At 60.5% G+C, this 13234-nt stretch carries 11 protein-coding genes; 2 read left to right on the top strand and 9 right to left on the bottom strand.

What is annotated here, in order from left to right; translation table 11 throughout:
- Nucleotides 1–142 precede the first annotated feature (142 nt).
- The 8 genes from lexA to PL597_RS08425 all read right to left on the bottom strand — a co-directional run bounded on the left by lexA (nucleotide 143) and on the right by PL597_RS08425 (nucleotide 10248).
- Nucleotides 143–865, bottom strand: coding sequence for a transcriptional repressor LexA (gene lexA, locus PL597_RS08460; protein ID WP_173989016.1), 723 nt, complete (start codon nucleotides 863–865; stop codon nucleotides 143–145).
- Nucleotides 866–1163: 298 nt separating this feature from the next.
- Nucleotides 1164–1886 (bottom strand): ABC transporter ATP-binding protein, encoded by a 723-nt coding sequence (locus PL597_RS08455; protein ID WP_271364956.1) that lies wholly within the window; start codon nucleotides 1884–1886, stop codon nucleotides 1164–1166.
- A complete protein-coding gene (locus PL597_RS08450) occupies nucleotides 1883–3655 on the bottom strand; it encodes a branched-chain amino acid ABC transporter ATP-binding protein/permease (RefSeq protein ID WP_271364955.1) in 1773 nt (590 codons plus the stop codon). The genes PL597_RS08455 and PL597_RS08450 overlap by 4 nt, the downstream gene beginning before the upstream one ends.
- Nucleotide 3656: 1 nt before the next feature.
- Complete coding sequence (locus PL597_RS08445) at nucleotides 3657–4691, bottom strand: branched-chain amino acid ABC transporter permease (RefSeq protein ID WP_137410249.1); 1035 nt, start codon at nucleotides 4689–4691, stop codon at nucleotides 3657–3659.
- 150 nt (nucleotides 4692–4841) lie between these two features.
- Nucleotides 4842–5990, bottom strand: a complete 1149-nt coding sequence (locus PL597_RS08440; protein WP_077982360.1) for an ABC transporter substrate-binding protein — start codon at nucleotides 5988–5990, stop codon at nucleotides 4842–4844.
- A gap of 67 nt (nucleotides 5991–6057) precedes the next feature.
- Nucleotides 6058–7650, bottom strand: a complete 1593-nt coding sequence (locus PL597_RS08435; protein WP_271364954.1) for an acyl-CoA dehydrogenase family protein — start codon at nucleotides 7648–7650, stop codon at nucleotides 6058–6060.
- A 4-nt stretch (nucleotides 7651–7654) separates the two neighbouring features.
- Nucleotides 7655–8416, bottom strand: coding sequence for an SDR family oxidoreductase (locus PL597_RS08430; protein ID WP_142912176.1), 762 nt, complete (start codon nucleotides 8414–8416; stop codon nucleotides 7655–7657).
- On the bottom strand, nucleotides 8413–10248 hold the full coding sequence (locus PL597_RS08425; RefSeq protein WP_271364953.1) for a feruloyl-CoA synthase: 1836 nt from the start codon (nucleotides 10246–10248) through the stop codon (nucleotides 8413–8415). The genes PL597_RS08430 and PL597_RS08425 overlap by 4 nt, the downstream gene beginning before the upstream one ends.
- Before the next feature lie 143 nt (nucleotides 10249–10391).
- Here PL597_RS08425 and PL597_RS08420 point away from each other — a divergent pair, with 143 nt between their 5' ends.
- Nucleotides 10392–11189 carry a crotonase/enoyl-CoA hydratase family protein gene (locus PL597_RS08420; protein ID WP_077982358.1) on the top strand — a complete coding sequence of 266 codons (798 nt, stop codon included), beginning with the start codon at nucleotides 10392–10394 and terminating at the stop codon, nucleotides 11187–11189.
- A gap of 58 nt (nucleotides 11190–11247) precedes the next feature.
- On the opposite strand, the gene PL597_RS08415 is transcribed toward PL597_RS08420, so the two are convergent.
- Nucleotides 11248–12168 carry a methylenetetrahydrofolate reductase gene (locus tag PL597_RS08415; protein ID WP_271364952.1) on the bottom strand — a complete coding sequence of 307 codons (921 nt, stop codon included), beginning with the start codon at nucleotides 12166–12168 and terminating at the stop codon, nucleotides 11248–11250.
- 284 nt (nucleotides 12169–12452) lie between these two features.
- Here PL597_RS08415 and PL597_RS08410 point away from each other — a divergent pair, with 284 nt between their 5' ends.
- On the top strand, nucleotides 12453–13187 hold the full coding sequence (locus tag PL597_RS08410) for a GntR family transcriptional regulator (RefSeq protein WP_077982356.1): 735 nt from the start codon (nucleotides 12453–12455) through the stop codon (nucleotides 13185–13187).
- The last annotated feature ends 47 nt before the right edge of the window (nucleotides 13188–13234 follow it).

Genomic DNA, 13234 nt, shown 5'->3' with positions numbered 1-13234 from the left:
AACCGCATTTTCGCAACGACGAGCGCGTTTGCCATTTAAAAAAGAAAAGGCGCATCAATTCAACGAAATGACGCGCCCTTCATCTTGCAGGCCAGATATGCCGCCGTTCAACCGTTTCGGCTTATCCAAACCGGCGGCGGCATCAATGATATCTGCGGATCAACCCAACCAGCTTGCCCTGTATCTTCACCCGATCAGGCCCGAAAATTCGGGTCTCATAGGCCGGGTTTGCAGCTTCCAGCGCGATGGAGGCTCCCTTGCGGCGGAAACGCTTCAGGGTCGCTTCTTCATCATCCACCAGCGCGACGATGATATCACCGGGATTGGCCGTATTGCCGTTGCGGATGATGACGGTATCGCCATCAAAAATGCCGGCCTCGATCATAGAATCACCCTTGACCTCCAGAGCGTAATGTTCGCCCGAACCCAGCATGTCCACAGGTACGGCCACATCATGGGTGTTGTTCTGGATGGCGGAAATCGGCACACCGGCGGCGATGCGGCCCATGACCGGCACGGTGACGGCACCGCCGAGATCATTGGCAGGCGCCTTGGGGGTCGCGGCCGGCTCCGGCGTCTTCGGCTTGCCCAGGCTGCCTTCGATGACGCTCGGTGAGAAACCACGCTGCGGCCTTGCGCCCGGCGTATAGGCCTCAGGTAATTTTATCACTTCCAGCGCTCGCGCCCTGTTGGGTAGCCGGCGAATAAACCCGCGCTCTTCGAGTGCGGTAATCAGCCGGTGGATGCCGGATTTGGAAGCAAGATCGAGTGCGTCCTTCATTTCATCGAAGGAGGGCGGTACGCCGGACTCTTTCATTCTTTCATGAATGAAGAGAAGCAATTCCTGCTGTTTGCGCGTGAGCATGAGGAAAACACCCTTGAGAATCGTCGTTGAAGTCGCGAAACAAATACAGAACGAACACTATATGTTCCATATGTGTTCCGCAATCCCCTAAAATTTCGTGAAGGGTGCATCTCAGATCGTGATTTGATATTCGAACGCGTGAACTGCCGAGAGCCGGTAGGGTTGGTGACTATTTTTACAATCGGAGGAACTGCTGTCTGAAGTGGGCAATTGAAGGCAGCTCTGTGTTTCAGGCATCCGGTACGACGATCCGTCCGTCTAAGACGGCAAATCGCTCATATCCGTTACGAGGATTTTCTTAGAGGGCGTGTTCGCCCGGTCCGAGATAGCTCGCCATCAGTGCCGGATCGACGGCGAGTTCGGCGGCCGGGCCTGAGCGGCGGACCTCGCCGAGTTCGACGAGGTAGGCCTCGTCGGCGATTTCAAGCGCGGCGCGGGCGTTCTGTTCGACCAGCAGGATGGAGACACCGCTACGACGCAGTTCGGCAACGATGCGCAGGATTTCGGCGACGATCAACGGCGCAAGCCCGAGACTAGGCTCATCCAGCAGCAAAAGCCTCGGCTGGCTCATTAGTGCCCGGGCGAGCGCCAGCATCTGCCTTTCGCCGCCGGAAAGCGTTCCGGCAAGCTGCTTGCTGCGCTCGCGAAGGCGTGGAAAGAGTGCGTGTATTTCCTCACGGGTTGAGTTGCGCTCCTGGCGTGAGCGCAGGAATCCGCCGAGCTCGATATTATCCTCGACCGTCATCGACCCGAACAATTCGCGCCTTTCCGGCACAAGGCAAAGGCCAGCGGCAACCCGGGCCTCGATGGTATCGGGCACTGGCGCGCCGTCGTAAAGAATGGTCCCGCGCGAAGGCACGACGCCCATGATGGCGTTGAGCAGCGTGGTCTTGCCTGCCCCGTTTGCTCCGATGACCGTGACGATGCTGCCGGATGTCATGGAAAGCGAGATGCCATGCACCACCTCCGCCCGGCCATAGGCAACGTGGATGTCTTTGATGTCGAGTAGATGTCCGCTCACGCTGCACCCCCAAGATAAGCCGCGATCACGGCTGGATGTTGCCTGATTTCAGCCGGCTTGCCTTCGGCGATCAGGGTGCCGAAATCGAGGACGACGATGTGATCGACCAGCCCCATGACGAAACCCATGTCATGCTCGACGAGCAGCACGCTCACGCCCTCGGCCCGCAGTTTTTTCAGCAACGTGGCGAGCTCCTGCTTTTCGCCGTGGCGCAGACCGGCCGCCGGTTCGTCGAGCAGCAGAAGCGTCGGGTTGAGGCAGAGCGCGCGGGCAATTTCCAGAATTCGGATCTGCCCGAGAGCGAGGTCGCCGGCGGGACGGTCGCGATGAGCACCGAGACCGACGCGATCGAGCTGATGGGCGGCTTCGGCAAGCAGCGCCTGCTCCTGTTTTCGCTCCAGCCGGAAGAAGCTCTGGAAAACGCCGGCATTGCCACGCAGATGCGCGCCGAGAGCGACATTTTCGAGCACCGACATGGTTGGAAGGACCTTGGCGTGCTGAAAGGTTCTGGCGATGCCGCGTTTGGCGATCAGCCGGGGATTGAGGCCTGAGAGCTTCTGTCCCTGATAGGTGACGTTGCCGCCGGAAAGGCCGAGGATGCCGGTGATGAGATTGAAAGTCGTGCTCTTGCCGGCGCCGTTCGGGCCGATCAGGCCGACGATCTGCCCGGCCTTGATATCGAAGCTGACATCGTTGACCGCCGTCAGTCCGCCAAATGTCTTGCGCACCCGATCGACCCCGACCAGCGGACTGCCGGGCGCAGGCATGTCCCGCGTTTCAAGACTGGCGCCGTCGCGGCGGATGGCGCGCGGCGGCCGGGCAGGCAGGTATTTTTCCAGAAGTGGCCAAAGACCGTCTCGGGAGAGCTGCAGGATCAGGACGAGCAGCACGCCGAACACGATCATTTCTACATTCACCGAGGTGCCGACAAGGCCGGGCAGGACCCGTTGCAGCACCTCTTTCAACACCAGCACCACGGCTGCGCCGAAGATGGCGCCCACAACCCGGCCCGAACCACCGACGACGGCCATCAGCATATAGGTGATGCCCATGTCGAGCCCGAAAGGCGTCGGGTTTATCGACCGCTGCATATGGGCGTAAAGCCAGCCGGACAGCGCTGCTACAACGGCTGCGAAGACGAAGACGGTCAGTTTGGCCCGCTCGATATTCACGCCGAACGCCTCCGCTGCCTGCGAGCCGCCACGCAGGGCGCGAATGCCGCGCCCGACACGGCTGTCGAGCAGGTTCTGCGCGCCTATCGCCACGGCAACGACGAATATCCAGATCACGTAATAGATCGAGCTGCTGCTCATCAGCGGTTCGTTGCCGACCGAGAGTGGTGGAATGCCGGAGATCCCGTCATACCGGCCGAGGAGCTCGATGCGACCGAAAAGGTAATAGATCGCAAGCCCCCAGGCGATGGTGCCGAGCGGCAGGTAGTGTCCGGAAAGCCTGACTGTCATCAGCCCTAGCGGCAGGGCCACGATGACGCCGACAACGAGAGACAGCGGTAGCGTGAGCCAGGGTGAAAAGCCGTAGGCCGTGGTCAGAACCGCCGTCGTATAGGCGCCGAAACCGCAAAAGGCCGCCTGACCGAAGGAGGTCATGCCACCAACGCCGGTCAACAGCACGAGCCCGATGGCGACCAGAGATGCAAGCCCGATATTGTTGGCGAGCGTCACCCAGAATGGTGGAACCGGCAGCAGCGGGAAGGCGGCGACGAGAAGAAGCGCGGCAATGGCGGGATAGAGGTGTCTGCCGAGGGTCATATCACTCTTCCTCATGGTGGCTGGCGCCGAAGGAAAGCCAGATCAGCACCGGCACGATGAGACCGAACACGATGATTTCCTTGAAATCGCTGGCGAAGAAGGACGCGAAGGCCTCAATCAGCCCGACACCGATCGCGGCAATGGCAGTAACGGGAAAGCTCGCCATGCCGCCGAGAATGGCAGCAACGAAGCCCTTGAGGCCGATCAGGAAGCCCGTGTCGTAGAAGATGGTGGTGATTGGACCGATCAGCACGCCTGATATGGCCGCGATTGCGGCGGCAAGCACAAAGGCGGTGACACCGGTCAGTTCCGTTCGAACACCGACAAGTCGCGCGCCGAGCCGGTTGATGGCCGTTGCTTTCAGGGCCTTGCCAAGCAACGTCTTTTCGAAGAAGAAGTAGAGGCCGACCATCACGAGGATCGTCGCGAGATAGATGAAGATGCTTTGCGCGCTGACGAGCATCGGTCCAAGCGTGAAACCAGCATCGCTCAATGGCGCTGCACGCAGCCCCTCCGGGCCGAAAAAGGCAAGCCCGAGGCCCATCAGCGCCAGATGCACGCCAACGGAAGCGATGAGAAGCACAAGCACGGAGGCGTCGGCAAGCGGTCGGTAGGCGATACGATAGACGTAATATCCCATCGGGGCGATGATGGCGATGGTGATGAGGGCGCGCAGGAACGATGGCAGCTGCATGGGTGCCAGAATGGCGACCAGCCCATAGATCAGACCCGGGAGCGCAACGTTGATGGCCATCGCGCGCAGCAGCGGCGAAAGGCGCATGCCCCGCCGCATTCCCCAAAGGTCGAGAACGAGGGCCACAGCGCCCATGCACAACAGCAGCTTCAGCGTGCCAGGCACGCGCCCGGCATCGAGCAGCGCCAGCGTCAGCGCGCCATGGGCGACAAACTCACCTTGCGGAATGAAGATCACCCGGGTGACGGCGAAGACCAGAACGATAGCGAGCCCCAGCAGCGCGTAGATCGCGCCATTGGTGACGCCGTCCTGGATCAGGAATGTGGCAATAGTCGCGTCCAAAATGCACCCTTTGGTTTGGCTCTCGGTAAGGCGTGACGAATAGTTCAAGTGCAGGCGATCCGGGGCCGGTTTCGCCACGGCACGCGGCGTTTTCCCTCGTGGGGTAGGCCGGGGAGACAGGCTCCCCGACGGTGTTTCCAGTCTCGCGGATTATTTATCGTCGGGCAGCAGTACGAACTTTCCGTCTTTCGCCGTCAGCAGCACGACGCCCCGCTGGTCGAGGCCATAATGATCGTCGGCCGTGAATTCGTAGACACCGTGCGTGGCGTTATACGGCCCGTTTGTTTCGATGGCATCGCGCAGTGCCATGCGGAATTCGGGCGTGCCGGGCTTTGCCTTCTTGAGCGCAACCGGAACGGCCTTCTTCAGAATCACCATCACATCCCAGACATGCGAGCCGAACTGGGTTCGGGCGTTTGCGCCGAACTTGGCCTCGAGAGCCTTGAGATAGGCAAGGCCCTGTTCCTTGGTGGGCGAGCTATCCGGTTGATCTTCCGCGACCATGACCGGGCCAGAGGAAAACACGGTGTTCTCAACAGCCTTGCCGGCGATCCGCAGGAAATCGAAGGTGACTGCACCCGAAACGACGTAAATCTTGCCCTTGAAGCCGCGTTCGCGCACGCCGATCTGGGGCAGGGCGGCACCCGTGCCCGATGCGCCGATGAAGACGGCATCCGGACGTGCGGCAAGCGACTTCAGTACCTGGCCGGAAACAGAGGTGTCGGCGCGGGCATAACGCTCCTCCGCAACCAGTTCGAGACCATAGTCCTTACCCGTGGTCTTCAGCGCATCGACCCACTGCTGGCCGTAGGAATCGGCAAAACCAATAAAGGCGACACGTTTGATACCGTCCTTCTGCATGCGGGCGAACATGCTCTTCACCAGGACGGTGGAGAACTGCGGCATGACGAAGTTCCATTTTTTCGCGGCCGTTGGCGGAATTGGCGAGAGCGCGAAATGCGGCACTTCCGTCTCATTCGCCACGCCTGCGACAGCAATCGCGGCCGGCGTGAGGGCAGAACCGACGATGACATCCACCTTGTCGTCACTGGCAAAGCGACGCGCATTGGTGGTTGCAACCGAGGGATCACCGGCATCGTCGAGCAGGATGACCTTCAGCTTTTCACCGTCGATTTCGGACGGCCACAATTCGATCGACTGTTTGAGCGGTATACCCAGCGCAGCGCCCGGTCCGGTCGTGGGTATGGTCACACCAATGGTGATATCGGCGAAAGCCGAGCCTGCCGTCATCGTCAGGGCAACAGCCGTTGCCATCCATGTCATTATACGCTTTTTCATTGTCTCTCCTCCCAATGAGCGGACGTTCACGAACGCCCGGAAAATGCATTTCAATATATCGTCGAGATCAGGCCGCTTCTCCCGCCGTCGGTTGCTGCAGCGCTGAAACGGCCTCCACCCGAACAGCCAGCCAGGCGGCGAAAGCGTCCCATGCGGCGTTCAGATAGGCGTTGGCCTGCCAGAGGCCCGCCTCAGGCTGATCCACGAGTGCGGCCATGCGCTGGCTCTCGGCCTCGAACGCGTTAAGCGTTGCCTCCGCGGCTCTTGCTGTTGCAGCCGAACAATTGGCGAGATCCTCGCGGGCGCGTTTCAGAAAAACGTCGAGGCCTTTTCCGCCTTCTCGCCACAGCCGACGGGTCAGAAGGTCGATGGCCTGCATGCCGGTGGTGCCTTCGTAAATGGTCATCACGCGCGCATCGCGCAGATATTGCTCCAGTGGCCATTCCCGCGTGTAACCCGCCCCGCCCAAGATCTGTATGGCCTGATTGGAGACTGTGAAGCCGGCATCCGCGCCGAAATTCTTGACGAGCGGCAAGAGCCAGCGCGACAGCGCCTGCAAATCGTCGCGCAAATTCTCGTCCGGCTCAAGGCACGCGAGGTCCATGACGGTGGCAAGTTCGAGCGTTGCAGCACGCAGGGTTTCCGTGCGCAGCCGTGCTTCTTCGAGCTGGCGGCGAACATCGGGATGGTGTGCGATCGGGATGGCCGGTTTTGCCGGATCGCCACCCTGGTGACGCTCCTGCGCGTAGGTTTCCGCAATGTCGATGGCGGCGGAGGCGAGCCCCAGCCCCTGACATCCCGTTTGCAGGCGCATCAACTCGATCATTGCAAACAGCTGGGCAAGACCGCGTCCCTCCTCGCCGAGTAAAATGCCGCGCGCAGCTTCAAAGCGCAGGGCGCAGGTGGGCGAGCCGTGCAGGCCCATCTTTTCCTCGATGCGGTCAACGCTGATGCCGTTACGTTGCCCGTCGATTTCATCGGGCACAAGAAACAGGCTGAGGCCGCGTGTCCCGGTTTCCTCACCTGTACGGGCAAGCAGACAGTGGCAGATACGGGTCGACATGTCGTGATCGCCGAAAGATATCCAGATTTTCGAACCGGTGATGCGCCACGCACCGTCTCTCAAGGCAGCGCGGCTGCGCAGCCGCGAGAGATCAGAACCGGCATCCGGCTCGGAGATGCAGATGGTCGCCGCCCATTTGCCGCGTGCAAGATACGGAACCCATTCCTTCGCAACGGCATAATCCGCCACCTCGGCGATCAAATGGCAGGCCGCACGGGTAGACCCGGAGGCCATCATCAACGCCACACAGCCGCGTTCGAAAAGCGGTGCACAGGCGGTCTGGATCGAAATCGGCAGGCCCTGGCCACCGAAGCGTTCCGGCACGTCCATGGCGAGCCAGCCATTGCCTGCATGCTGGCTGAAAGCATCACCGAAACCGTCGGGAACAAGAACGCGGCCATCGACGACAGTACAGCCCTGACGATCAGCCGCTGTGTTCAGCGGCGCAAGAACGGTTTCAGCAAAGCGCGCCGCTTCATCGAGAACGGCCTCTACGAGAGCATCGTCACAATCGCCGCGAATCGACTGGATACGACGCCAGCCCGGCGTTGCTTTCAGAAGCTCTAATGTGCTTGTCGCCTGCGTTGAAAAACTCATCGCATCACCGCGGCTGCATGCGGATCGCGCCATCCAGACGGATGACTTCGCCGTTCATGTAATCGTTTTCGATAAGAAACCGGACCGCGTCGGCGAATTCGGCGGGATCGCCGAGCCGGGACGGATGGGGTATCTGGCTCGCAAGGCTTTCCTGAACTTCCTGTGGCAAACCCTGAAGCAGGGGCGTCATAAAAATGCCCGGCGCGACGGTGTTGACCCGAATGCGGAAGCGGGCAAGTTCACGCGCCGCGGGCAAGGCCAGTGAAACGATGCCGCCTTTCGATGCCGCATAGGCTGCCTGTCCCACCTGACCTTCGAAGGCGGCAACCGAGGCGGTATTGACGATCACGCCGTTGTCTGCGCCGTCCATCGGCTCGGTCTGCGCCATACGGGCGGCGGCAAGCCGCATCATATTGAACGTACCGATCAGGTTGACGCGGATAACCTTTTCGAAATCACCAAGCGTCTGAGGGCCTTCGCGCCCGAGAATGCGGCCGGCCGTGCCCACCCCCGCACAATTGACGAGAATGCGAAGCCCGCCCTTGGCGGAGGCTGCCGCGTTGATCGCGAGCTGCGCATCGGCATCGCTTGCCACATCGCCCTGAACGGCCGTAGCGCCGATTTCCGTCGCCAGTTTCTGGCCGGCTTCGCCGTTACGGTCAAAGATGGTGACCGCAGCCCCACGCGCCGCGAGCATTCTGGCCACTGCCGCGCCAAGGCCCGATGCCGCGCCTGTCACAAGAGCGCCTGCGCCTTCGATGTTCATGCTGCCACCTCTTTGCTGACCGTGATGACCTGGGGCGTATCGCCGTAGAGTGCGTCGACCAAATCCCTGCGATGCAGAAGCACGGCGCGCTGGTTGATCGACCCCTTGTCGGTCACCTCACCCTTTTCGAAGCGAAGCGGGTCTTCGATGACCAGAAGGCGCATGATGCGACTTGCCGAACCGCTTGCCTGTTTCTGGTGAGCGGAAAGCCTTGCGGCAATCTGGACCCTGACATTGGGATGCTGGATGATCTCTGCATCGGACAGCTGATGCGAGCCCGGAACAAGCTCGCGCAAGGCCGGCATGAAGGGAACGACGAGCGCCCCCAGTTCAGAGCGGTTTTCGCCGGTTATGACGGCGTCACGGATGAGGCCCGAAAACATGTTGACGAATTGAGCACGCAAAGGCCCGACCGCAACCCAGGTGCCTGTCTGTAGCTTGAAATTCTCGGCCATGCGGCCATCGAAATAAAACCCCCGGCGCGGATCGTCAGGAACTGCGAACTTCACGGTATCGCCGATGCGGTAGAAGCCCTCCTTATCAAAAGCGGCTGCCGTCAGTTCGGCGTTACGCCAGTAACCCGGCGTGATATTGGGGCCTTTCAGCCTCAGCTCATATCGATCATCGACCGGCACGAGCTTCATTGTCACGCCCTGCGCCGGGATGCCGATATTGCCGGGTTTATCCTGCGGTTCGGTGCAGAACAGCGAGAAGGGGGCGGTTTCCGTCGAGCCGAGGCCGGCACCCATCGGAACCGCATGGCCGACCGTCGCAACCGAAAGCTCGATCAGCGCATCCCAGGTGTGCTGGGCCATGCCGGCGCCGGCATACATCAGCAATTTCAGGTCACGAAAGAAGGTGCGGCACAGCGCCTCGTCCTTACGCATCGCCTGAACCAGCATCTCGTGGCCAGCGGGAACGTTGAAATACCAGGTAGGAGAAACGTCGCGCAGATTATCGATGGTCTGGCCGATCAGGGCAGGGCTCGGCTTGCCGCGGTCGATGTAATAGGTGCCGCCATTATAGATGACGAGGTTGAAAACCTTGTTGCCGGCCGCCGTATGGTTCCACGGCGCCCAGTCAACGACCACGGGCGGCTCATCGCGAAAATAGGCATAACAGTCGGCAATCATCTCCTGATTGGAGCACAGCATCCGCTGTGTCTGGATGACGGCTTTGGGCGAACCGGTGGTGCCTGATGTGAAAAGGAATTTGGCGACGGTATCCGGGCCGACCGAATCGAAGGCCTGATCCACCGTCTGCGTGGGTACGGTCTCGAGCAACGCGTCGAACCGAAATGTGTTGGGACGATCTTCCGGCAGATTGCTGAGGCCGACGAGCGGCGTGCCGTCATCGAACACCTCTTGCAGCGCGCGGTGGAACGGTGCCGCATCCTCGGCAAAAACCATTCCGGGTGTGATCTGCCTGCGGATATCGTGAAGCTTGCCGAGATCGGACGAGGTTGCGTAGGCCGGGGTGATCGCCGCCGAGGCAATGCCGACATGCTGGGCCGCAAGCACCATCAGCGCATGCTCGATGGAGTTTTCCGAAAGCACCAGAAGCGGCTTTTCGACCGAGAGATCCTTGTCGAGCAGGAACTGGGCGATACGGCGAACCTTGTCGAGGGCCTGCGCATAGCTGACCTCGCGCCACGGCTCACGCCCCTGTCGATCCGCCATCCAGGTGCGATCAGGCGTTATCATCGCCCAGTGAATGAGGCGCTCATTGAGTTTGCGCGGGTAGGGGCCAAGCGGATCGTTCCGCCAGATCATGATCTCGCCGTTCGGCCGCTTCTCCCATGCGACATCGGGCGACCAAAGCTTCACCTTCATCGTCACGACCTCCTCCCAGACGTCATTCACGCGACCATGCAAATAATCTTTTGTCAAAAAAATGATTACAAGAAAATAATATCCTTGTAAACAAAATGCGGAAAGTTAATTGTACATTTGCCTGGACTATCGGAGACGTCGCCATGAGCGAAAAAACGACAGACGAATTCGTCACCTATGAATTGCGCGGCGACATCGCCTTTGTGGGGCTGAACCGGCCGCAAAAACGCAACGCCATCAGCGACCGTTTCGTTGAAGCCATTGCCGGTGCCGCGGCGAGGGCGGAAAATGAAGCGCGCGCTGCCGTTATCTTCGGGCATGGCGATCATTTTTGCGCCGGGCTCGATCTTGGCGAGCATATTTCCAAGACGCCGATTGAAGGTGTGCGCGGCTCGCGCCGCTGGCATGCCGTCTTCTCGCAGATCGAACATGGCACCATTCCCTGGGTGTCGGCGCTGCACGGCGCCGTGGTCGGCGGCGGACTGGAGCTTGCGGCCTCCACCCATCTGCGCGTTGCCGATGAGAGCGCCTTTTTTGCCCTTCCAGAGGGGCAGCGCGGCATTTTCGTCGGAGGCGGCGGGTCGGTGCGCATCGCCCGACTGATGGGCGTTGCCCGCATGAGCGACATGATGCTGACGGGCCGCGTTGCCTCGCCTGTCGAAGCCGAGCGATGGAACCTCGTGCAATATGTGGTGCCGCGCGGTGAGGCATTAGTCAGGGCGCACCAGCTGGCCACCGCGGCCGCGTCCAATGCGCCGCTGTCGAACTATGCGGTAATCAATGCGCTTCCCCGTATCCAGGATATGGCCAAGGAAGACGGATTGTTCGTGGAATCCTTCATTTCCTCTTTCACGGCAGCCAGCCCCGAAGCCGAGGAGCGCCTGCGCGCCTTTCTTGAAAAGCGTGCTACGAGGCTGAAAGCGCCGGATGCGACGGCCTGATCTGTCCGAAAGGGCGATTACGTTGCAACAGGGCAATGCCGCCTGAAGAGATGTTTTCTCAGGCGACATGGGCGAAAGTCCTTGATGATGTATGTTTCTTCATCCACTCAGCGGCAGGTGTAATGCCACCCAGCGGGAAGATATGAACCTGCTCGATCAGGCTGTCCGGATGAGCCGCCTTATGGGCAACGAGCCCCGCGATGACATCGGTCGGCTCATAGGGAACGAAAAGCCTCGAAAGATCGAGCGCTCGCTTCTGCAGCACCTTCAGGGACGGCCCAACACCGCAGGCGACGGCGAATTTGATCAACGTCTGCAGCTTGGTCGGGCCGGCAACGCCGACATGGATCGGGATCGTGACGCCCATCGCGCGGATCCGCGTCGCCCATTCCGTGACGACATCGGCATCGAAGGCAAACTGGGTCGTCAAAGCGAGCCGGGCGCCTGTTCGGTCGGCAAAATTCTGCTTCCACAGCAGGGCTTGATCGACAGCGCGGGATGAGCCGTCGGGATCGATGTCGCGATTGCCCTCGGGATGACCGGCCAGATGAAGGTGCGTGAAGCCCATCTCGTCAAAAAGGCCGGTTTCGATCATGTCGATCGAGCTCGAGAAGCTTCCGATCGCTTCTTTCTGGCCGCCGCCGAGCAGCAGGGCCTGCGTCACGCCGGCCTCGCCCCGATAGCGCTTCAGCCATTCCTCCAGATCGCTTTTCCCCCCGATGCCCCGGGCCGGAATGTGCGGTATGACCGGAAAGCCTTCATGGTGCAGGCGTTTTGCGGTCGATATCATGTCGGCAATCGGCGTGCCCTCTATGTGGGCGATATAAACCCGCGTTCCCTCGGGCAAAATATCTCTGAAGTTGCCGATCTTTGCAGCCGTGCGTGGCATGACCTCGATTGACCAGCCGCTCACTATGTCGCCGGCCGTAACCGTGTGTTCCACCGAAGCCTGATTCTCCCAGAAACTTGACCATCCCATCGCTTTCTCCCTTGGCGAGGTCTGATTATGTATACATGAGGTTCGCTGGTTCAATCGAAAATTTGCCAAATACCCAAAATATTGATCTTCTCCGCTTCGTTGATTAGTGTAGATGAATACACTGATCGGGTCTGTAGCGGGATTCCAATCGCTTAATGAAAACCTTGTGCTGTCCTGTTTGATTGAGACCCATGGCGAAGATTGTGTCTCGCAACGATCGGGAGGCGGTGTATACATCGCAGAACAGGTGCTGCGACGCGATGGCGGCAGGTTGGAGGGGTGGCATGAAGCAGGGCGATGCGGCAACACATGGCGGTCGGGCGGTGATCGAACTCAGGGAGAAGATTCTGAGTGGCGAGCTTCCAGGAGGTATGCGGCTCTTTGAGGTGCCGACCGCCGAACTTCTGGATATTTCCCGCACGCCCGTACGCGAAGCGCTTTCACGCCTGACGGAGGAAGGGTTGCTCAACCGTCTGCCGGGCGGCGGGTTTGTCGTGCGTCGGTTCGGTTTTGCGGACGTCGTGGATGCCATTGAAATTCGAGGTGTTATGGAGGGCACGGCGGCCCGGCTGGCTGCGGAACGTGGCGCCTCCAGGGGGGCGCTTGAGGAGATTGGCCACACGATACGCGAGCTGGATCTATGCTTCGGCGACCGTGTCGATGACGTCGATTTCGATCGCTATTCCGCGCTCAATCAGGTGTTTCACCATCAGCTTGCGGCGCTCTGCGGCAGCGAGATGATTCGCCGTGAGGTGGAACGGGCAAGTTCGCTGCCTTTTGCTTCCCCCTCCGCTTTTCTCCCCGACAAGGCGAATATCGGCGCGTTTCGCCGTTCGCTAAGGGGTGCGCAGGAGCAGCACAAGGCAATCGTGGCGGCCATTGCTGCGCGGGAGGGCGCACGTGCGGAGGCGATCGCGCGGGAGCATTCCCGCACAGCGCGCACCAATCTTGAATACATGATCCGCGAAGCGCCTGAATTGATCGCGCAGATGCCGGGTCTGGCGCTGATCAGCGACTAAGCCCCGGAGAACGCGGGAATTATGAGGGCGGCCCCTTGCGGAGCCGC

The organism is Agrobacterium sp. ST15.13.013, from assembly GCF_027956525.1.
In the GTDB taxonomy this organism is placed as follows: Bacteria; Pseudomonadota; Alphaproteobacteria; order Rhizobiales; family Rhizobiaceae; genus Agrobacterium; species Agrobacterium salinitolerans.
The sequence above is the reverse complement of the archived record's forward strand: the minus strand, read 5'-3'. Positions and strand labels throughout refer to the sequence as shown.